Genomic DNA, 20,895 nt, shown 5'->3' with positions numbered 1-20,895 from the left:
TGCCCGAACCGTTCAGCGGCGGTTATCCCATTGAAGTCTAGAAGATCAAAGTTTTTTTCCAAGTGCGGCAGATTCCGCATGTGGGATCGACCGACTGGCAAGCCGCAGCCGGTGCTCGCGGTGAACGATATAGAGGCCGCTGGAGACGATGATCGCTGCGCCCAGAAGTGTCCAAACATCTGGAAGATCGTCAAAAAGGAAGTAGCCGAAGCCGATCATCCAGACCATCTGGAGATATGGATAGGGCGCAAGTGCATAGGTGGTCGCCTTCTTGTAGGCGAGGATCAGCATGTAATGGCCGAAAGCGCCGTAGAAGCCCATCGACAGGAGAATGAGCCACTGAAAGCTGTCTGCGGGCATCGAGCCATAGAGCGGCACCGCAGGGAACATCAGGATTACCGGCGTGAGCGCCGAATAGAAGATCAGGCTTTCCGGTGATTCCGTCGCATTGAGCCTGCGCGTCAGGATGACGTAGCAGGAGTAACAGGTCATGGCGCCGAGGGCGAAGACGTGACCGGTGGAGAATGTGCCAAGGCCCGGGCGCGTGATGACCAGAACGCCGATGAAACCCACGCAAACGGCCGCCCAGCGCCGCCACCCGGCCCATTCCCCCAAAAAGGGACCGGCAAGTGCGGTAATCAGCATCGGAGCAAAGAAGAAGATCGATACGCTTTCGGCGAGCTGAAGCGTGCGCAGCGCGAAGAAATTGAACAGCGTCGAGCCGAACAGGAACAGGCCGCGGATCATCTGCCATGGCAGATTGTCCACCTTGAACATGCTGCGATTGCGCCAGGAGCGAAACAGGATGAGCACCAGAACGAGGTGCACGGCAAAGCGCATCCAGGCGACGAATGGGGCAGCCAGCCCCTGCGTGACGAGATATTTTCCGCTGGAATCGAGACAGGAAAAGATGAAGCCGCAGGCGAAAATCAGCCCGATGGATGAGAGTGGCGTCGCCGTGTCATCAGCGGCAGAAGCTTTCGCACGGTCGTCGGTCGTCTCGGTCATGGGCGGGTTCAAGCCTTTTATGAACCGGAGATGAGTGCCCCGGCGTCAAAGATGCTTCATCTCTGTTAGGCCTGTTTCCCACGGGCGTGCAAGGCCACGGATCTTGATTAAGGTTCGCTTTGGGTGACGCAACCTCAGGGCGTTGTTGGTCCAGAAGACTCAAGCATCTTCTTCAACGTCCTCGTCCAGAGCCACTTCGCGGTCCAAAAGATTGGCCTCGATGCGGGCGAGCATCTTCATCAGCTGCTTCTGCTCTTTCTTGTCGAGGCTCTTGAGTGCCTGCTTTTCCGTCTTTCGCACCGATTTCTCGATCGCGCGGATTGCCTGTTCGCCGTTCTCGGTGAGGAAGACATGGGCGCGACGTGCATCTTCCTGAGACGCCCGCTTTTCCAGGAAGCCCTGGGCAGCCAGCCGGTTGATGGTCTTGGTGATGGTTGGCGGGCGCACGCCGAGCTTTTCGGCAAGCTGGCTCGGTGTCTGCCCGTTCTCCTGATAGAGCGCGAGCATGATCTTGTCCTGCCCAGCATACAGCCCCTGATCCAGAAGCTTCTGCGCCAGTGAAGTCCGCGAGAGCCGTGCTGCAGCCTGCAAGCGCCCGATAACCATTCCCTTGGAAGATTTCGCCATAGCCATTTCCCTTCTGCTTCGGCGGAAGCCGAATGCACGCCCCAATGGAAACAATAGCCGTGTTACGACTATTGGCAAACGGCGGCCAGCTTGCGGCGCCAGACCGGCGCGGTTAGCATGGCGGCAGGCCGATTGCTTTCCAGGCTAATGCCAAACCGGCGTATCATTCATATGACAATGAGGAACTTCCATGCCGCAGGCCTCGCGAATTGCCGTGCTGCCGCTTGGCGCAACGGAGCAGCACGGGCCGCATCTGCCGCCGGAGACGGACTGGATCATCGCGGAGGCAATGGCTGAAAGGCTCCAGTCGAAGGTTTCGGCAGGCATCGATTTGCAAGTGCTGCCGGTGGAGAAAGTCGGGTATTCCATCGAACACGGGGATGCGCCGGGCACGAAAACGCTCCGCCATGACGAGGCGGTCAAGCGCTGGATCGCTATCGGCGAGCGACTGGCCGATGAAGGCTGCCGCCGCCTTGTTCTGCTCAATGCCCATGGCGGCAACTCTCCGTTGATGACCGTTGTCACCACGGAGTTGCGCGTGCGCCGCAAGATGCTGGCTGCTGCCACCAGCTGGACGCGGTTCGGCTATCCGGCCGAACATGTCTCACCGGAGGAAAAAGCCATCGGCATCCATGGCGGCTTCATCGAGACGTCGGTCATGCTCGCGCTTCGACCGGACCTCGTGCGGATGGAAGCCGCAGAAGATTTCGCCTCGCGCCAGACAGAGTTTGTTCAAAACTTCCGCCATTTGCGGGCCTATGGGCCCCATGCGTTCGGCTGGATGATGCGCGATCTATCCAAAGCGGGCGTGGCCGGGAACTCCGCTGCAGCAACGCGGGAAGCCGGCGAGGCCATTATTGAGCATTCGCTCAAAGGCCTTGCAGAATTGATCGATGACGTTGCACGTTTCGATCTATCGATCTTTGACGATTGAGCCCCCGTGCATTACGCCAGACGCGCACCTATATGCGGCGCAAAACCTTCCAGCGACAGGCGAGCTGATCCATGTCCGAGACCACCAATGCCCAGATTCCCGTCACCGTGCTCACCGGCTATCTCGGTTCGGGCAAGACCACTTTGCTCAACCGCATCCTGACCGAGGATCACGGCAGGCGCTACGCGGTGATCGTCAACGAATTTGGCGAAATCGGCATCGACAATGACCTCATCGTGGAATCCGACGAAGAGATCTACGAGATGAACAATGGCTGCGTATGCTGCACGGTGCGCGGCGATCTCGTGCGCGTGGTCGAGGGGCTGACACGTCGTCCCGGCCGCTTCGATGCGATCATCGTCGAGACCACGGGACTTGCCGATCCGGCTCCCGTCGCGCAGACCTTCTTCATGGACGACGATGTGCGGTCGAAGACCAGGCTGGACGCCGTCGTCGCCCTTGTGGATGCCAAGCATCTGCCGCTTCGCCTGAAGGATTCCAATGAAGCGGAAGACCAGATCGCCTTCGCCGATGTGGTCATTCTCAACAAGACCGACCTGGTGGATGATGCCGATCTGGCAGCGCTTGAAGCCACAATCCGTGTCATCAACCCTTCAGCGCGCATTCACCGTGCAGAGCGTGCCGGCGTGGCATTGAATGAGGTGCTGGACCGCGGCGCCTTCGACCTGAAGCGCGCGCTCGACAATGATCCGCATTTTCTGGAGCACGGGCATGAGGATCATGTCTGCGGGCCGGATTGCGATCATGACCATGATCACGAGCATCACGGCCATCACCATCATGGCGAGGTCTCACCCATCCATGATGCGGGCGTAAAGTCTTTCTCGTTTCGTGCGGGCGAGATGGACCCGAAGAAGTTCTTCCCCTGGATGGAGCGGACCACGCAGCAGGACGGGCCGAATATCCTGCGCATGAAGGGCATAATCGCCTTTGCCGATGATCCGGAACGTTACGTTTTGCAGGGCGTGCACATGATCGTCGAAGGCGATCATCAGCGCGCCTGGAAAGACGGCGAAAAGCGGGAGAGCCGCCTTGTCTTTATCGGGCGGGAACTTGACGGCGAGCGTCTGAAGCGTGAATTCGAAGCCTGCCAGGCCTGACTGTCGAAGTCGGGACTTCATCTGCCTCCAACCAGGAATTTCCGCTTCATGCCAACCGTTGCTCCGCTTGATCTTGATGCGCATTGCATTGCCGTTGCGTGGCTCGACGACGTGCCCCATTTCGCGCTCGCCGATGGCATGGTTCACCGGCTGGAGAACGGTCATGAAAAGGCGGAGGCCCATGACGGGCTTCTGTCTGCTGCCTATGACGCGGAGAACCAGCGTCTGATCACGGGTGGCGAAGACGGCCGCGTGGTCGCGGTGCGTTCGGGCGGGCGCGTGGAAGAGCTTGCCCGCATGGGACGCAAATGGATTTCCGTGGTGGCGGCCGGTCCGCAAAAGGCGGTCGCGTTCGCGGCGGGTCGCGTTGCCGAAGTCGTCTTTGCCGATGGCAAACATCGCAGTCTCGAGCATCCGCGCACGGTGGAGGGACTTTCCTTCGCGCCGAAAGGCATGCGCCTCGGTGTGGCGCGGTACAATGGCGCGACGCTGCATTTTCCCGCAACCGAGGGTAAGCCGACCGAACTGGAATGGGCAGGTGCGCATACCGGCATCAGCTTTTCGCCCGATGGCAAGTTTCTCGTCACGACCATGCAGGAGAACGCGCTGCATGGGTGGAAACTGGCCGATGGCAAGCATATGCGCATGGCCGGTTATCCCGCCAAGGTGAAAAGCTGGTCGTGGAGTGCGCGCGGCCGCTGGCTCGCGACTTCAGGCGCGCCTGCCGCGGTGGTCTGGCCGTTCCAGGCAAAGGATGGCCCGATGGGCAAGGCACCGTTGGAGCTTGGAACGCGCGGTGATGCCATGGTCACGCAGGTTGCCTGCCATCCGGCAGAGGAGGTGGTGGCGATTGGCTATGCCGACGGCATGGTGCTGGCAGCCCGGTTCGCCGATGCGAAGGAAGTTCTGCTGCGCCGGCCTGGCGACAGCGCAATCTCGGCACTTGCCTGGGACAAGGCCGGGCGCAGGCTCGCCTTTGGCAGCGAAAGCGGCCAGTGCGGAGTGGTGGACATTTCCGGCTGAACGATCCCGATCAGGTGATCAGGATCGCGCGCAAATCGTTCACATTGGTACCGGTTGGGCCGGGAGCGTAGATGTCGCCGACGGCGTCGAACGCGCCCCAGGAATCGTGGCGGGCCAGAAGCACCTTCGGGTCGTGGCCTGCGGCACGCAGACGCGCTACCGTCGTGCCGTCAGCAAACGCACCGGCATTGTCTTCCGAACCGTCAATGCCGTCGGTATCTGCCGCAAAGGCGTTGACGCCGTCATGCCCCTCGATCTCCAGCGAAAGCCCAAGCAGAAATTCGCTGTTTCGACCGCCGCGTCCGCCCTTGCCCGTGATGGTGACGGTGGTCTCACCGCCTGAAAGAATGAGGGCGGGCCGCTGGAACGGGCGGTCATTCGCGGCCACTTCGCGGGCAATGGCGCCGTGAACGCGCGCGACCTCGCGGGCCTCTCCCTCGATGGAATCCGAAAGGATATGCGCCTTCAGCCCCTGTTCAGCGGCAAGCTTTGCCGCAGCTTCCAGCGAGCGGGCGGCAGAGGCGATTACGTGCACCTCGTTGCGCGAGAAACAGCTGTCATCGGGCAGGGGGGCATTCGCCTCATCGCTCTGTAGATGCTGCATCACGCGCTCGGGAAGCTTCATACCATAGGCTTCGATGATCGCCAGCGCATCCTGACGCGTCGCATTGTTGGGAACGGTCGGCCCTGACGACACGAGTGCGGGATCGTCTCCGGGAATGTCCGAAACGACCAGAGAAACCACGCGTGCGGGATGGGCTGCAGCGGCCAAACGACCACCCTTGATGCGCGAGATGTGCTTGCGAACCGTGTTCATCGCAGAAATCGGCGCGCCGGAAGCCAACAATGCTTCGTTGACCGCGATCTCATCTTCCAGTGTTAGACTGCCTGCGGGAGCAGGGAGCAGGGCAGAGCCGCCCCCGCAGACAAGGGCGACGACGAGGTCATCTTCGCTCAGATTTTCCACAAGGCTCATCATGCGGGCGCTTGCTTCGAGGCCCGGCTGGTCGGGCACCGGGTGGGAGGCTTCCAGAACCTCGATCCGCTCGGTCGGTGCGGCATAGCCGTAGCGGGTCACCACTGCGCCTTCGAGCGGGCCATCCCATGCCTTCTCGAAAGCTGCTGCCATCTGCGCCGCGCCCTTGCCCGCTCCGATGACAATGGTGCGGCCCTTCGGCTTTTGGGGAAGGAAAGCGCGAATGGTCCTTTCAGGATCGGCAGCGGCTACTGCGGCTTCGAACAGCGATATGAAAAACTGTTTCGGATCACGCGCCCAAACCTGATTGTCCATTCAACTCCCCCTTGACCGGTTTTCCCGCGACATAGGTTTCCACCACTGCGCGATCGTCACCGAGGGTTTGCAGCACAAAAAGCTCTTCGGCAAGGGTCGAAACCCGCTCCATCCGTACGCTCATGGCCGGAACTGCCGAGGAATCAAGCACGACTAGGTCGGCTGTTGTTCCTTCTTCCAATGTGCCGATCTCGTCGGCAAGCGAGAGTGCCTCCGCATTCCCGCGGGTCATCTGCCAGAAGGAGCCGAGCGGATCGAGTTTCTCGCCATTGAGTGCAATCACCTTGTAGGCTTCGTCCATGGTCCGCAGCATGGAATAGTTGGTGCCACCGCCCACATCGGTGGCGGTCGCCATGCGCAGTGGCTTTTCGCGACGACGATAGCGCTGATAGTCGAAGAGACCAGAACCCAGAAACAGGTTGGATGTGGGACAGAAAACCGCTACCGACCCGGTTTCGGAAATAATGTCTGCCTCGCGCTCGGACAGATGGATGCAGTGGCCAAGCAGCGTCCTGGGCGTCAGCAGCCCATAGTCTTCATAGATACCGGTGTAGTCTTTCGCCTGCGGATAGAGCGACATTGTGAAGTCGATTTCCGCATGGTTTTCGCTCAGATGCGTCTGCACATGCAGGTCCGGGTGCTCACGCACCAGCGCGCCGGCCGCTTCGAGCTGTTCAGGCGTGGAGGTGATCGCAAAGCGGGGGGTGATGGCATACAGGCAGCGGCTTTGGCCATGCCAGCGGCGGATCAGTTCCTTCGTGTCGTCATAGGATGTTTGCGGCGTGTCTGTCAGCGCTTCGGGCGCGTTGCGATCCATCATCACCTTGCCGGCGATGACGCACATGTCCCGCTCGCAGGCTGCGGCGAACAGTGCGTCGGCACTCTCGGGATGCACGGAGCAATAGGCGGCCACGGTGGTCGTGCCTTGGCGCAAAAGTTCGTCCAGGAAGAAGCTTGCGATGCGCGCCGCATGGTCTGAATCGGCAAAGCGCATCTCTTCGGGGAAGGTGTAATTGTTGAGCCAGTCGAGCAGCTCGGCGCCGTAGCTTGCGATCACCTGCATCTGCGGGAAATGCGCATGCGTGTCGATGAAGCCCGGAAGGATCAGGTGGGGGCGGTGATCCACGATCTCGCAGTCGGCTGCGGCCTCCTTCAGATCCTCGAAGCTGGCGGCACGCAGGATGCGGCCCTCGTCGATAAGCAAGGCGCCATCTTCCTCATAGCGGAAGGAAGCATGGTCATCGATGCCATGCGGGCGGGCGAGGAATGTCAGCGTCCTGCCGCGGATCAGTTTCTTGGTCATGCGCCCTGTCTATCCCGATAATGTCGACCGCTCCATGCGAATGGTCGGTAAGCCACGCGACTCTAAAGATCAATTCACAGCGGGAAACGATTCCGCCTCCGGATAACTTTCAAGATTTTCTTGAAAATAGGGCGGGATCATCGTTCTATCCCGAAATGGCTTATCTGGATAATATCTCAGTATTCGTTCGTGTCGTGGAACTCGGTGGCCTTTCGGCCGCGGGTCGGGACATGAGGCTGTCTCCCGCTGTTGCGTCCAACCGCATAAAGGAACTCGAAAAGCATCTCGGCGTGCGGCTTTTCAACCGCACCACGCGGCAGCTTGTTCCCACCGAACAGGGCACGGTGTTCTACGAGGGCGCGAAGAAGATCCTCGCCGCGGTGGATGAGGCGGAGGCCGCCATAGCCGCATTGTCAGGCCAGCCGCGCGGCGTGATCCGCGTCATGGCTCCTCTGGGGTTGGGACGCCGAATGATTGCCAGCGGCATTCCCTCTTTTCACGACCAGTATCCCGAAATCGAGGTCAGGCTTCGCCTGTCCGACCGCGAAGTGGACATGATGAAGGAAGGCATCGATGTGGCCTTCCGGCTGGGTGTTCTGGAAGATTCCAGTCTGCGCATGCGCGGTATCGCCGATTGCGAACGTGTTCTTGCAGCTGCACCCGGCTATATTGAGCGCCGCGGCATGCCGGAAAAGCCGGAAGACCTCGTGGAAGCCCCGCATGACTGCCTGCTTTTGAGGTTTCCTGGTGCACGGGAGTATTTCTGGACGCTCCAGACTCCGGAAGGCCCTCAGAAATATCAGGTCGCCGGGCCTTTTGACACCGATGACGGTGATGTGCTGACCTCTTGGGCGATCGAAGGCCGAGGGATTATCAACAAGCCGCGCTTCGAGATCGAAGGCTTTTTGCGCGATGGCAGGCTAAAGGTCGTGCTGCCGGAAAATCCGCCGGTTCCGGTCAAGCTCGCAGCTCTCTATCCGCACAAAAAATACCAGGACCCCAAGCTGCGCCTGCTCGTCGACTTCATGGCCGAACGCTGCCAACGCATGATCAGCGAGGCACTGGCGGGGCGTTAGGTCGACATCAATGCCCGCATTACCTCTGCGGCTGCGAGCGCGGCGATGACGGCAGGGCGTTTGTCGCTGGTGGTGCCGCCTATGGGGCAGGTGAGGCGGGCGAGGTCACTCTCCTTGCCGTCGTTCTTGCCGTACCAGCTCTTGAAGGTGGCGCGTTTGGTTTTTGATCCGATCATGCCGACATAGAGCGCGTCCTTGCGGGCGAGTGCTTCGGAAGCGATCAGGAAATCGAGCGCGTGGTCGTGGGTCAGGATCACGAAGGCGGAGCCTTCCGGTGCTGAGCGAACCGCGTCTTCGGGAACCGGGGTCAGGCGTTTTTCGACATCAGCCGTGATCTCTTCCAAAGCCTCGGGCCGCGTTTCGACAAGGACCGTGTGGAGGGGCAGGAGGCTCAGCGCCTCACTCAAAGCCTGGCCGACATGGCCGCCGCCGAAGAGATAGACGTGCGGACGGGCGCGATCTCGAATGGCCGCATCTTCAAGAAGTTGGTTTCGGATGGAGGGTGCGGCTAGTTTGATCTCCAGACCGACGCGACCGCCGCAGCACTGGCCGATTTCCGGACCAAGCGGTACGTCCATCGTGCCATTGGCAAGGTTCTGCTCAATCAGCTCGCGCGCCTTTGCGATAGCCAGAAACTCCAGCTGCCCGCCGCCGATAGTATTGAAGATCGCGGCCGGCGAAACCAGCATCCATGCGCCTTCCTCGCGCGGCGTGGAGCCTTTCGCGCTTGTGACGCGGATGACTGCCGCGCGTGGATTGGCGTCCAGCCAAGTGCGAAGTCTGGCGGTGAGCTTGGTCATGGCCTGAGACTAGCCGGAGCGTGAACCACGATCTAGCCGGCAGCCTCTGCGCGCAGGCGTTCCACCGCCATCAGCACGCGCTCAGGCGTGGCCGGAGCATCAAGCCTTGGGCATATGCGGTGGTCGGCAACACTGGCCACAGCGTCCGACAGGGCGTGCAGAACCGAGATGGCAAGCATGAATGGCGGCTCGCCGACAGCCTTGGAGCGATGAACGGTCGCCTCGCGGTTCTCCGCCCAGTCCGCAAGCGTCACGTTGAAGATTTTCGGGCGGTCGGAGGCAAGCGGGATCTTGTAGGTGGAGGGCGCGTGGGTGCGAAGCCGCCCCTTCTCGTCCCAGACAAGCTCTTCCGTAGTCAGCCAACCCATGCCTTGCACGAAGCCGCCTTCGATCTGACCGATATCGATGGCGCGGTTGAGCGAGCGGCCCGTCTCGTGAAGAATGTCGGTACGCTCGATCACATATTCGCCGGTGAGGGTGTCGATGGAGACCTCCGTGCACGCCGCACCATAGGCGAAATAGTAGAAGGGTCGGCCCTGGCCTTTGTCACGGTCCCAATGGATCTTTGGCGTCTTGTAGAAACCAGCGGCCGAGAGCTGCACACGTGCCATATAGGCTTGGCGCACAAGGTCGGCGAAGGGGATCTCCTGATTGCCCACGCGCACGCGACCGGGCAGGAACTCGACCTGCGATTCCGGTACCTCGTAGTTGTCGATGGCGAAATCGATCAGCCGCTGCTTGATCTGCCGCGCGGCATTCTGTGCAGCCATGCCGTTGAGGTCGGTGCCGGATGATGCCGCGGTGGCGGAAGTGTTGGGCACCTTGCCGGTGGTGGTTGCCGTGATCTTTACCTGGTCGATGTCGATCTGGAATTCTTCCGCGACGATCTGCGCGACCTTCACGTAGAGACCCTGGCCCATCTCGGTGCCACCATGGTTCAGGTGAACCGAACCATCCGTATAGACATGCACCAAGGCGCCGGCCTGGTTGAAATGGGTGGCGGTGAAGGAGATGCCGAACTTCACTGGCGTCAGCGCGATGCCGCGCTTGATGACAGGGCTCTTGTCGTTGAAGGCTGCGATCTCGGCTCGTCGGTCAGTATAGTCGCAGGCTTCTTCCAGCTCCGCGATCACGCGGTGAGCGAGATTGTCCTCCACCCTCTGATGATAGGGTGTGAGGTTACGGTCATCATCGCCATAGAGATTGATCTTGCGGATCTCCAGTGGATCCTTGCCGAGGGCAAAGGCGATCTCGTCCATGATGCGTTCGGCGCCCACCATGCCCTGTGGGCCGCCAAACCCACGGAAAGCGGTGTTGGAAACGGTGTTGGTGTAGAGCGGACGCGAGACGGCATGCACCGCCGGATAGAAGTAGGCGTTGTCGCAATGGAACAGCGCGCGATCTGTCACAGGTCCCGACAGGTCTGCGGAGAAACCGCAGCGCGCGGCGTAGGTAAAGGCCACGCCCAGGATCCGGCCTTCATCATCAAAGCCTACCTCGTAGTCGATCAGGAAATCGTGGCGCTTGCCGGTGGCGATCATGTCGTCATCGCGGTCGGGCCTGATCTTGACCGGGCGACGGGTTTTCTTCGCTGCGATGGCGGCTACGGCCGCAAATATGTTCGCTTGGGTTTCCTTGCCGCCAAAGCCGCCGCCCATACGCCGGATCTCCACCGTTACCGCATGTGAGGGAACGCCCAGCGCATGCGCAACCATGTGCTGCACTTCGCTCGGGTGCTGGGTGGAGGAAAACACGGTCACATCATGATCTTCACCGGGAAGGGCGAAAGCGATCTGGCCTTCCAGATAGAAATGATCCTGTCCACCCACGCGCATCTGCCCCTTCGCCTGGCGTGGTGCGGCAGCAATGGCGGCAGCGGCATCCTCGCGTTGCAGGGTCAGGGGTTTGGCAACGAGTTTCGCATCCGGTGCCGCATCAGCGACGTCGATCAGGGCCGGCTTTTCATCGTAAATTATCTCAGCCTTCAGGCAGGCCTTGCGCGCGGCTTCCCGGGTCTCGGCAACGACGGCGAATACCGGTTGCCCCAGGAAATGCACCAATCCATCGGCAAAGATCGGCTCGTCGTGAAGGCCGGTCGGGCTGATGTCGTTGACGCCCGGCACGTCTTCGGAAGTGAGGACGGCCACGACGCCGGGTGCGGCACGTACCGCATCAAGGTTCATCTGCTTGATGGCGCCGTGCGCGACGGTGGAGAGGCCGAGATAGGCATGCAGCGTGCCTGCCGGTTCGGCCATGTCGTCGATATAAACCGCTTCGCCGGTAACGTGCTTGTGCGCGGAATCATGTGGCTGGTTGGTCGCCACACCGCCCTTGATGGCGTTTGCGAAACTCTGTTCCTTGTCGATCTTGTTCATCTTCAGGCCGCCTGATGTCTGCGGGTCATGACCGGCTGGTCTGAGGTTGTGACCGCGAGCTGGAAGCGCTTGATGAGATTTCGAGCCACCATCATCCGGTAGTCAGCACTCGCTCGCATGTCGCTGATCGGGGTGAAGTCCCGGGTACAGACCTCCATGGCCCGTTCGACCGTCGCATCGTCGAGTTTGCGCCCGATCAGGGCTTCTTCCATGGCGCGCGCACGCTTCGGCGTGGCTGCCATGCCGCCATAGGCGATGCGCGCTTGGGTCACGACATTCTCATCATTGAGCGTGACAGCGAAGGCACCGAGCACGGCGGTAATGTCCTCCTCGCGGCGCTTGGAGATCTTCCAGGCGTGGAAACGTGTTTGTGCCGCAGGCAGCGGAACATCGACCCGCTCGACGAACTCGCCCGGTTTGCGGTCCTGCTTGCCGTAGTCGATGAAGTAGTCTTCCAGTGGCATCTCGCGTCGTTCGCTACCCTTGCGAAGGACGAGTGTTGCGCCCAGCGCGATCAGCGACGGTGGCATGTCACCGATGGGCGAGCCATTTGCTATATTGCCGCCGATGGTTCCCATATTGCGCACCTGGTCGCCGCCGATACGGTCCAGAAGTTCCGCGAGCTCGTGGATGTGTTCGGCGAAGATGTGGCGGGCATCGGTATAGCTGACACCGGCACCGATCTTCAGGACCTGACCGTCCAGCAAGGCGTCGCGAAGTTCATCAAGGCGGTTGAGGAATATAGCCGGGTGTATTGCGCGGAACTGCTTTGTCACCCAAAGCCCCACATCCGTGGATCCGGCAACGATGGTTGCATCGGGATTTGCTTCGAGTGCGCTGGCAAAATCATCCACATTCGCGGGCACGATGATGCGGTTTTCGCCTTCGCCCATGTCGACGGTCTGACCGTCGTGCATCGCCTGGAGTGCAGCCATGACCTTTGAGCGTTCACTCAAGAGCGGATCGCCATTGCGATCGGACTGCGAGGCCGCAAGGGCTGCGCGGATGATCGGTGCATAGCCGGTGCAGCGGCAGAGATTGCCCTGCAGCGCCTTCTCAATGTCGGCTTCGGACGGAGAAGAATTGGCCATCCAAAGCGCATAGAGCGACATGACAATGCCCGGCGTGCAGAAGCCGCATTGCGAGCCGTGATGGTCCACCAGTGCCTGCTGCACCGGGTGCAGTTTTCCCTCGCTGCCGCGGACATGCTCCACCGTGACGACATGGCAGCCATCGAGCGATGCCAGAAAGCGGATGCACGCGTTGACGCCTTCATAGACGAGGCCGTCAGCAGTCAAACGCCCCACCAGAACGGTGCAAGCACCGCAATCGCCTTCCGCGCAGCCTTCCTTGGTGCCGGTGAGACGGCGGTTGAGGCGCAGGAAGTCGAGAAGGGTTTCGCCTGGACGCAGGCGGTCCAGTCGGATTTCCTGTTCATTCAGCAGAAAGCGTATTTCGCGGCGCAAGGTCATTCAGCTGCCCCTGTAGGTGGAATAGCCATAGGGCGAGATGAGGAGCGGGACATGGTAATGGCGCTCTTCGGACATGCCGAAGCGAATGGGAATCGTGTCGAGGAAAGCCGGTTCGGGCAGGGTCTGTCCCTGCGCGCGCAGATAGGCACCAGCCTCGAATACCAGTTCGTAGGTGCCTGTGCGAAAATCATCGCCCTGAAGCACCGGCGCGTCACAGCGGCCATCGTCATTGGTGCGGACAGTCTTGATGAGGCGGCGCTCAAGGGCGCCTTCAAGCCGATACAGCGAGATTGTCATTCCCGAGGCGGGTTTGCCTGTTGCCGTATCCAGCACATGGGTGGTCAGCTTTCCGCCTGCATTGCTGCTCATGCAGCCTTCTCCCAAAAATGGGTTTTCATGTTATCTGGCCTGATTGTGCGGCAAATGATGTGGCAGCATAAGGGGGCGCATCGCTAACAGCGCCAAAAACTCTTTCAAATTTTTCGATGAGACGCATGAATATCGGCTCCCCTATGCTGCAGCCGACTGGAGAACGAGGAAACACGTGAACCGATACGCCAGAAACATGCGCGGCTACGGGCCCAATCCACCTTATGCCCACTGGCCGGGTGATGCGGCAATAGCCGTGCAGTTCGTCGTCAATTATGAGGAAGGTGGCGAGAACTGCGTGCTGCACGGGGATGCAGCCTCCGAGGCATTCCTCTCCGAGATCGTTGGTGCCCAGCCGTGGCCGGACAAGCGCCATTGGAACATGGAATCCATCTACGAATATGGCGCGCGGGCCGGTTTCTGGCGGCTTCATCGCATGCTTACCGAGGCGAATGTTCCCGCCACGGTTTTTGGCGTCGCGAGCGCGCTGGCGCGCGGTCCCGAACAGGTCGCCGCCATGAAGGAGGCCGGTTGGGAAATTGCCACTCACGGCCTGCGCTGGATCGACTATCGCGATCATTCGGAGGCGGATGAGCGGCGCGAGCTTGAGACGGCAATTGCGCTTCACGAAGAGGTCGTGGGCGAGAAGCCAAGTGGCCTATATCTCGGCCGCACCTCGGTCAACACGATTAAGCTGGCGCTGAAGGCTGGCTGCTTCGAATGGATTTCCGATACCTATGACGATGACCTGCCCTATTGGATCGACCATGACGGGCAAGGCAATCCTGCCGATCCGCAACTCGTCATTCCCTATACGCTCGATGTAAACGACATGCGCTTCGCGACGCCGCAGGGGTTCAATTCGGGCGATCAGTTTTTCGCCTATCTGCGCGATACGTTCGACACGCTTTATGCCGAGGGGCTGGCCGGACGGCCTGCCATGATGAGCATCGGCCTGCATTGCCGCCTGGTGGGCAGGCCGGGACGGGCTGCAGCGCTGCAGCGCTTCATCGACCATGTGCAATCGCATGAGCGGGTATGGCTTGCCACCCGTGGCGAGATCGCGCGTCACTGGAAGGATCATCACCCCTATGTGGCTCCGAAGCTGCGCCCAAGCCGGATGAAGCTTGGCGAATTTGTCGAGGCGTTTGGTGGAATCTTCGAGCATTCGCCCTGGATAGCGGAACGTGCGCACGGGCTGGAACTGGGGCCAGCTCATGATAGCGCGGCGGGGTTGCACAATGCCTTGTGCCGCAGTTTCCGGACGGCAAGCGAGGAGGAGCGGCTTGGTGTTCTGACTGCCCATCCGGATCTTGCGGGAAAGCTTGCGGCGGCGAGAAGATTGACCGAACATTCAACGCAGGAACAGGCGTCAGCTGGCCTTGATGCGCTGACCGATGAAGAGCGTTCGCGTTTCACCGTGCTCAATCAGGCCTATGTGGAGCGTTTCGGCTTCCCCTTCATCATTGCCGTGCGCGACCATGACAAGGCTTCCATTCTGGATGCGTTCGTGAAGCGGCTGACAAATACCCGTGAGGAAGAGTTTGCGACTGCCTGCCGCCAGGTCGAGCGCATCGCGTATCATCGCCTTAAAGACCTGCTGCCGTGACGGTGCCAAACATGAAGAATGCAAACTATTTCGCGCCCGCGGGCGGTCTGCCGGACCAGAACCAGCTTCTGACCGGCCGGGCGGTTTTCACCGAGGCCTATGCGGTTATCCCCAAGGGCGTGATGACGGATATCGTCACAAGCAAACTGCCTTTCTGGGAGAAAACGCGCGCCTGGATCATCGCACGTCCGCTTTCGGGATTTGCCGAGACCTTCTCGCAATACATCATGGAAGTGGAACCGGGCGGCGGGAGCGAACGGCCGGAGCCGGAAAGCCAGGCTGAAGGTGTGCTCTTCGTGGTTGAAGGGCAGGTCGAGGTTACGGTGGGCGGCGAGGTCCATCAGATGGGCGAGGGCGGCTACGCCTACCTGCCGCCAGCAAGCGGCTGGAATTTGAAAAACAACAGCCAGAAAAAAGCCGTCTTCCACTGGATCCGCAAGGCCTATGAAGCGGTAGATGGACTGGACGCGCCGGAGCCGCTGTTCCTCAACGAGCGCGAAATTGAGCCGACACCGATGGCGCATACAGATGGCAAATGGGCCACAACGCGCTTCGTAGATCCCGATGACCTGCGCCATGACATGCATGTCACCATCGTCACCTTCGAGCCGGGTGCGATCATTCCCTTTGCCGAGACCCATGTCATGGAGCACGGGCTTTATGTTCTGGAGGGCAAGGCGGTTTATCGGCTGAACCAGGATTGGGTGGAGGTGGAAGCGGGCGACTTCATGTGGCTGCGCGCCTTCTGTCCCCAGGCGTGTTATGCGGGCGGGCCAGGCAAGTTCCGCTATCTGCTCTACAAGGATGTTAACCGCCACCCCAAGCTCAAGGGACCATTTCGGTGAGCGAGCGCATCATCAAGGCGCAGCCACTGACGAAGGAGGCCTTCAGGCCTTTCGGGGATGTCATCGAGACCGACGGCGCGGAGAACTTTCTTATCAACTCCGGAAAGACACGGCGCTTCCACGATCTGGCGAAGGTGGATACGCGCGGGGAGAATGCGCGCGTGCTCATCAACATCTTCCGGGGGGAAGCCTATGAGCTGCCGCTCACGCTCAAGATGGTTGAGCGTCATCCGCTGGGAAGCCAGGCATTCTTCCCTTTGGGCGCGCGACGCTTTCTGACCATCGTCTGCCACGATGAAGATGGCATGCCCGGTGCTCCTCATGCCTTCATCGCAGCGGGGTCTCAGGGGGTGAACTACCACGCCAATACCTGGCATGGCGTTCTGACCGCAATCGACGAGGATCAGGATTTCCTGGTGGTCGACCGCGGAGGTGAGGGAAACAATCTCGAAGAGTTTTTCTTCGATGAACCCTGGATCATCGCCGTCTGAAAGCGCCTTTGACGTTCAAACGCGCTCCAGCGCAATGGCTATGCCCTGACCAACGCCGATACACATGGTGGCAAGTGCCAGTTTAGCTTCTCGTTCATGCAATTCGACGGCTGCCGTTCCGGTTATGCGAGCACCCGACATTCCGAGCGGGTGACCGAGCGCGATTGCGCCACCGTTCGGATTTACATGCTCTGCATCATCGGGCAGGCCAAGATCGCGCAAGACGGCCAGTGCCTGCGAGGCGAAGGCTTCATTCAGTTCAATCACATCGAAGTCTGTAATTTTAAGTCCAAGGCGCGCGCAGAGCTTCGTCGTGGCCGGTGCCGGACCAAAACCCATGATATGTGGGCTCAGACCTGCAGTTGCACCGCCGAGAATGCGCGCGATCGGGGTCAGGCCGTGACGCTTTGCGGCCTCTTCGGAGGCAATGATCAAAGCGGCGGCGCCGTCATTCACGCCGGACGCATTGCCGGCCGTCACCGTTCCGCCTTCCCGGAAGGGCGTTGGCAGCTTGGAGAGTTTCTCCGCAGTGGTGCCTGGGCGCGGATGTTCATCCCGTTCAACAACAAGCGCCTCGCCTTTGCGCTGCGGTATGCGGACAGGGGTGATTTCCTTTGCCAGCCGCCCATTCTCCTGGGCGGCGACAGCCTTGTGCTGGCTGCGTGCGGCGAAGGCGTCCTGATCGGCACGACCGATCGCGAATTCCGCCGCGACGTTCTCCCCGGTCTCAGGCATGGAATCGACGCCATATTGCTTCTTCAGCACCGGGTTCACGAAACGCCAGCCGATGGTGGTGTCGTAGATTTCCGCGTTTCGGGAAAAAGCGGTTTCCGCCTTGGGCATGACGAATGGGGCGCGGCTCATGGATTCCACCCCGCCGGCGATCATGATGTCGGCTTCGCCAGATTTGATCGCGCGGGCTGCAATCGTGACCGCATCCATCCCCGATCCGCAAAGCCTGTTGATGGTGGAGCCGGGCACATCAACTGGCAATCCGGCCAACAGGACGGCCATGCGTGCGACATTTCGATTGTCTTCGCCTGCCTGATTTGCGCAGCCCAGATAGACGTCATCAATGGCCGCCCAGTCAACTCCCTGGTTTCGCTCGATAAGCGCTTTCAGCGGTATGGCCGCCAAGTCGTCCGAGCGTACCTGGGACAGGCTACCCCCGAAACGGCCAATCGGGGTGCGGATATAGTCGCAGATAAAGGCCTCGGCCATGATGCGGTTTCCTCCTCCGGCAAGTGCCAGATCGGTAGGCGCCGGAGGAAGTGGTGTCAATCAGCAGAAGGTGTTGGGAAAATCAGCTTTGCACTGATCCCAGTTCGCCCGTGTGCCGGTAAAGCCGTCCGTCCTCAGCACTCATTTTTTGCCGAAGTGCCACGCGTCGGCTCGGACCGGGCCCGCGGCCCGGTGGGCAAGCCATTCCGTCATCACACAGAAACTCGCTGATGCGCCGCCCTGTGGAACGCTGGCGGTGCAGGGGGCCAGTCTCTCGGTTTGCACCGACCGGTATGAGCGCGAAAAGCCTGCGCCTGTTCGGTTGATCGCCGAATGCCATAGGGAAATCCATTCATGAAAAAGTGTTTCTAAAGAAGAAGCTTCAGCCTCAGGCCGCCGAGGAGGCAGGCTTGCTCAGGCCTGACGGCTCGATTGCCTCCCGCATCTTGCGGGCCAATCGGGCCTGTAGCCGCGCCTGAACAGCGCGGTCCCACTCGTCCCCGATCGAGGCAGCATCACCTGCAGCCTGGCCGAGCGAGTAGAGGGTTTCGATTATGGATGAGGAATCATCCTTGGTGAGCAGGGCATCGATCTGAGCTTCTACGGTTCTGTGAACAGACATGGTACGCCTCATTCGATTCACTGCGCGGATATTGCGCCTGCAATCCTGACTGGATGAAGGCGGTTGGATGAATATTTGGCGACGGTCTTATGAAAAAATAAGACCGGGCTGCGAACGCAGCCCGGTCCATAAAGTTCCTGATTAAATTGATGTTTTTTCTAGAAAAACATCACAGCGGCGATCAGATCTTGAAGAACTTCTCGCGGGCCTGAATGAAGGCGCCGTCGGTGCCCTCCGAGCGGGTGCGAAGCACGTTGAGGGCTTCGATGAAGCTCTCGGTCGTCTTCTTGACCAGCGCGTCATCGGAATCGCGCAGCTCGCCGAGGATCTCGGCTGCAGCCTTGCCGCCTGCTTCCATGATCTCGTCGGGGAACTGGCGAACCGTCACGCCATGCTCATTGATGAGCGTCTGAAGCGCACGCGGATCGTTTGCGTAGAAGTCGGAAGCAACCTGGTCGTATTCGGCCTGGCAGACATCCTTGATGATGGCCTGCAGGTCTTCCGGCAGTTCCTGATACTTCTTCTTGTCGACCACGAGTTCGGTTGCCAGACCCGGCTCCACGAAGCTCGGGAAGTAGTAGTTCTTGGCAACCTGATAGAAGCCGAGCGCCAGATCGTTGTACGGGCCAACGAATTCTGCAGCATCAAGCGTGCCGGACTGCAGAGCCTGGAAAATCTCGCCAGCTGCCATGTTGGTTACCGTGGCGCCAAGCTTCTCCCAGACGCGGCCGCCAAGGCCGGGTGTACGGAAGCGAAGGCCCTTGACGGAATCAACGCCGGTCAGCTCTTCACGGAACCAGCCACCGGCCTGGGTGCCCGTGTCGCCCGACAGGAAGCCCTGAAGGCCAAACTGGTCGTAGATTTCGTCCCACAGTTCCTGGCCGCCCATGTAGCGAACCCAGGCGGTCAGCTCGCGGGAGGTCATGCCATAGGGAACGCCGGTGAAGAATGCGAGCGCCGGGCTCTTGTTCTGCCAGTAGTAGGCTGCGCCATGGCTCATCTCGGCCGAACCGTCGATGACTGCGTCAAGCGACTGCAGCGGCGGCACGAGTTCGCCTGCGGAATAAACCTGAATGGTCAGGCGACCGCCGGAAGCGGCGGTGATGCGGTCGGCAAGACGCTGCGCACCGACGCCCAGGCCTGGGAAATTCTTCGGCCAGGTCGTGACCATGCGCCAGGTCTGGTTGCCCTGTGCGATGGCCGGAGCGGCGAGCGTGGCAGCGCCAACACCTGCAGCGCCAGCAAGACCGGCTTTCTTGATAAACGAACGGCGATCCATGGATTACCTCCCCAAAAGTGTGGATCGAAAAGAACGAGATCGGGACCGCAAGGCAGGGACGCCCGCGCCGATATCGGCGCGTATAAATACATGCGAGCGCTTCCAAGTCCAGTTTTGTTGCGCCTTTGGCGGGGACGCAGAAACATTCTGTTTTTCAACGGTTAACAGGTGAAGCAATTGTATCGTAGCCCTTGTGGCGGGCACATGTTCGGCTAGATTGCGTGGCAGATGCCAATTGTGTGGATGCCGAGCATGTCCAAGCCGCTGATCGCCGTTTCGACCGATGTGAAATCCTTCGAGAACTATGAGTGGCATGCTGCCCCTGAGCAGTATCTGCGCGCTGCAATCCGCACCGCCGGTGTGACACCGCTGCTCGTTCCCTCTTTCGAGGACGAGCTTGACCTGGAGACTCTGCTCGCGGGAGTGGATGGCGTGATGCTCACCGGCTCGAAATCGAATGTCTGGCCGGAGCTTTATGGCGAGGTGGCTGTCGAGGAAAACGGTCCCTATGACCGCCGTCGCGATGGCACCACAATCCCGCTTATCCGCGCGGCGATCAGAAGGGGGGTGCCGCTTCTGGCCATCTGCCGCGGCATTCAGGAGCTGAATGTCGCGCTTGGCGGCACGTTGGCAACTGAAATCCAGAATCTGCCGGGGCGGATGGATCATCGAGCACCGGAAAATGTCAGCCAGGACGAGCGGTTTGCCATTCGTCAGGATGTGCGGATCAGGCCGGGCTCTTGCCTTGCCGGGATATTCAAGAGTGAATCCGTACGGGTGAATACGATCCATCGCCAGGGAATTGACCGCTTGGGCGAGGGGCTGGACATCGAGGCCGAAGCGCCCGATGGCACGGTAGAGGCGGTTTCGGTTCGTGGCACCAATGCCTACGCTGTCGGCGTGCAGTGGCACCCGGAATACTGGGCCGAGACGGATCCGGCTTCACGACAGATATTCGAAAGTTTCGGCGATGCTGTCCGGACGCATCATGCGGCACGGCACGCCCGTGGCAATGCTGCCTGAGGATTATTGCTCCGCAGTCAGGGCCATCATGGGCGACATCGGCTTGAGCGATTCATAGGCTACACCGTCCGCCGCAAAAAACTTGGCAACCACTTCGCCGCTGTCGGCAGCAAGCACCAGATCGCCGGCGCCGTCCTTGCGCCAGTAACGCACTTTCTTCAGGGCTGGAACCGCGGACGAGCAATTGCCGTTCATGCTCACGGCATGGCTATCCTGTGTAGGGTTCCCGGCAGAGATGGTGCAGGTTTCGTCATGTCCGGCAACGCTCAGCCGATACTGCGTGACCTCGCCCTTTGCGGCTACGATATCAGCAGCACTGTCGTCCTCGGCGGCCGAAAGCACAAGCGGCGCTGCACCAACAAGGCCGGCAAGGAGGATTCCGGTCATCAAGATCTTCATAGTTGGG

At 60.4% G+C, this 20,895-nt stretch carries 20 protein-coding genes; 8 read left to right on the top strand and 12 right to left on the bottom strand.

Features of this window, described 5'->3' with window-relative positions; all coding sequences use genetic code 11:
• Positions 1-45: 45 nt before the first annotated feature.
• Together WA367_RS15055 and WA367_RS15050 are read right to left on the bottom strand one after the other, a co-directional pair.
• Positions 46-1,008 carry a DMT family transporter gene (locus WA367_RS15055; RefSeq protein ID WP_336057593.1) on the bottom strand — a complete coding sequence of 321 codons (963 nt, stop codon included), beginning with the start codon at positions 1,006-1,008 and terminating at the stop codon, positions 46-48.
• Between the two features lie 159 nt (positions 1,009-1,167).
• Positions 1,168-1,635 carry a MarR family winged helix-turn-helix transcriptional regulator gene (locus WA367_RS15050; RefSeq protein WP_336057656.1) on the bottom strand — a complete coding sequence of 156 codons (468 nt, stop codon included), beginning with the start codon at positions 1,633-1,635 and terminating at the stop codon, positions 1,168-1,170.
• A 190-nt stretch (positions 1,636-1,825) separates the two neighbouring features.
• Between WA367_RS15050 and WA367_RS15045 the strand changes: the two genes are divergently transcribed.
• From WA367_RS15045 to WA367_RS15035, 3 genes are all read left to right on the top strand, one after another.
• A complete protein-coding gene (locus WA367_RS15045) occupies positions 1,826-2,569 on the top strand; it encodes a creatininase family protein (RefSeq protein WP_336057592.1) in 744 nt (247 codons plus the stop codon).
• A 71-nt stretch (positions 2,570-2,640) separates the two neighbouring features.
• Positions 2,641-3,690: a CobW family GTP-binding protein gene (locus tag WA367_RS15040; RefSeq protein WP_336057591.1), complete on the top strand. Its 1,050-nt coding sequence runs from the start codon at positions 2,641-2,643 to the stop codon at positions 3,688-3,690.
• A gap of 48 nt (positions 3,691-3,738) precedes the next feature.
• Positions 3,739-4,713 carry a WD40 repeat domain-containing protein gene (locus tag WA367_RS15035; RefSeq protein WP_336057590.1) on the top strand — a complete coding sequence of 325 codons (975 nt, stop codon included), beginning with the start codon at positions 3,739-3,741 and terminating at the stop codon, positions 4,711-4,713.
• Between the two features lie 10 nt (positions 4,714-4,723).
• On the opposite strand, the gene WA367_RS15030 is transcribed toward WA367_RS15035, so the two are convergent.
• Both WA367_RS15030 and guaD read right to left on the bottom strand, forming a co-directional pair.
• Positions 4,724-6,004, bottom strand: coding sequence for a glycerate kinase type-2 family protein (locus tag WA367_RS15030; protein WP_336057589.1), 1,281 nt, complete (start codon positions 6,002-6,004; stop codon positions 4,724-4,726).
• On the bottom strand, positions 5,979-7,307 hold the full coding sequence (gene guaD, locus WA367_RS15025; protein ID WP_336057588.1) for a guanine deaminase: 1,329 nt from the start codon (positions 7,305-7,307) through the stop codon (positions 5,979-5,981). Before guaD ends, WA367_RS15030 begins: the two co-directional genes overlap by 26 nt.
• A 155-nt stretch (positions 7,308-7,462) precedes the next feature.
• On the opposite strand from guaD, the gene WA367_RS15020 reads away from it, so the two are divergent.
• Positions 7,463-8,383: a LysR family transcriptional regulator gene (locus tag WA367_RS15020; protein ID WP_336057587.1), complete on the top strand. Its 921-nt coding sequence runs from the start codon at positions 7,463-7,465 to the stop codon at positions 8,381-8,383.
• On the opposite strand, the gene xdhC is transcribed toward WA367_RS15020, so the two are convergent.
• From xdhC to uraH, 4 genes are read right to left on the bottom strand one after another with little or no spacing between them, the layout of a single operon-like run.
• Positions 8,380-9,183, bottom strand: a complete 804-nt coding sequence (xdhC, locus tag WA367_RS15015; protein WP_336057586.1) for a xanthine dehydrogenase accessory protein XdhC — start codon at positions 9,181-9,183, stop codon at positions 8,380-8,382. The two genes, WA367_RS15020 and xdhC, sit on opposite strands and share 4 nt — an antisense overlap.
• 32 nt (positions 9,184-9,215) lie before the next feature.
• On the bottom strand, positions 9,216-11,558 hold the full coding sequence (xdhB, locus tag WA367_RS15010) for a xanthine dehydrogenase molybdopterin binding subunit (RefSeq protein WP_336057585.1): 2,343 nt from the start codon (positions 11,556-11,558) through the stop codon (positions 9,216-9,218).
• 2 nt (positions 11,559-11,560) lie between these two features.
• Entirely contained in the window at positions 11,561-13,030 is a 1,470-nt protein-coding gene (xdhA, locus tag WA367_RS15005; protein ID WP_336057584.1) for a xanthine dehydrogenase small subunit, read from the bottom strand.
• Positions 13,031-13,399, bottom strand: a complete 369-nt coding sequence (gene uraH / locus WA367_RS15000; RefSeq protein ID WP_336057583.1) for a hydroxyisourate hydrolase — start codon at positions 13,397-13,399, stop codon at positions 13,031-13,033.
• Between the two features lie 196 nt (positions 13,400-13,595).
• On the opposite strand from uraH, the gene puuE reads away from it, so the two are divergent.
• Genes puuE through WA367_RS14985 form a run of 3 tightly spaced genes read left to right on the top strand, consistent with a single transcriptional unit; the run spans position 13,596 to position 16,344 of the window.
• A complete protein-coding gene (puuE, locus tag WA367_RS14995) occupies positions 13,596-15,008 on the top strand; it encodes an allantoinase PuuE (RefSeq protein WP_442935596.1) in 1,413 nt (470 codons plus the stop codon).
• Positions 15,009-15,019: 11 nt separating this feature from the next.
• The gene (locus tag WA367_RS14990; protein ID WP_336057581.1) at positions 15,020-15,853 is read left to right on the top strand and encodes a bifunctional allantoicase/(S)-ureidoglycine aminohydrolase; all 834 of its coding nucleotides are present in this window, start codon (positions 15,020-15,022) and stop codon (positions 15,851-15,853) included.
• Positions 15,850-16,344, top strand: a complete 495-nt coding sequence (locus WA367_RS14985) for an ureidoglycolate lyase (RefSeq protein WP_336057580.1) — start codon at positions 15,850-15,852, stop codon at positions 16,342-16,344. Before WA367_RS14990 ends, WA367_RS14985 begins: the two co-directional genes overlap by 4 nt.
• A gap of 15 nt (positions 16,345-16,359) precedes the next feature.
• Here WA367_RS14985 and pcaF read toward each other — a convergent pair whose 3' ends face one another.
• The 3 genes from pcaF to WA367_RS14970 form a co-directional block, all read right to left on the bottom strand.
• Complete coding sequence (gene pcaF, locus WA367_RS14980) at positions 16,360-17,565, bottom strand: 3-oxoadipyl-CoA thiolase (RefSeq protein ID WP_336057579.1); 1,206 nt, start codon at positions 17,563-17,565, stop codon at positions 16,360-16,362.
• A 388-nt stretch (positions 17,566-17,953) separates the two neighbouring features.
• Positions 17,954-18,187 (bottom strand): hypothetical protein, encoded by a 234-nt coding sequence (locus WA367_RS14975; RefSeq protein WP_336057578.1) that lies wholly within the window; start codon positions 18,185-18,187, stop codon positions 17,954-17,956.
• A 181-nt stretch (positions 18,188-18,368) separates the two neighbouring features.
• Positions 18,369-19,466 carry a TRAP transporter substrate-binding protein gene (locus WA367_RS14970; RefSeq protein WP_336057577.1) on the bottom strand — a complete coding sequence of 366 codons (1,098 nt, stop codon included), beginning with the start codon at positions 19,464-19,466 and terminating at the stop codon, positions 18,369-18,371.
• Between the two features lie 252 nt (positions 19,467-19,718).
• Between WA367_RS14970 and WA367_RS14965 the strand changes: the two genes are divergently transcribed.
• Positions 19,719-20,489, top strand: coding sequence for a gamma-glutamyl-gamma-aminobutyrate hydrolase family protein (locus WA367_RS14965; protein WP_336057576.1), 771 nt, complete (start codon positions 19,719-19,721; stop codon positions 20,487-20,489).
• Between the two features lie 3 nt (positions 20,490-20,492).
• On the opposite strand, the gene WA367_RS14960 is transcribed toward WA367_RS14965, so the two are convergent.
• Complete coding sequence (locus tag WA367_RS14960) at positions 20,493-20,876, bottom strand: hypothetical protein (RefSeq protein WP_336057575.1); 384 nt, start codon at positions 20,874-20,876, stop codon at positions 20,493-20,495.
• Positions 20,877-20,895 lie beyond the last annotated feature (19 nt).

It is taken from the genome of Nitratireductor sp. CH_MIT9313-5, from assembly GCF_037029545.1.
In the GTDB taxonomy this organism is placed as follows: Bacteria; Pseudomonadota; Alphaproteobacteria; order Rhizobiales; family Rhizobiaceae; genus Chelativorans.
The sequence above is the reverse complement of the archived record's forward strand: the minus strand, read 5'-3'. Positions and strand labels throughout refer to the sequence as shown.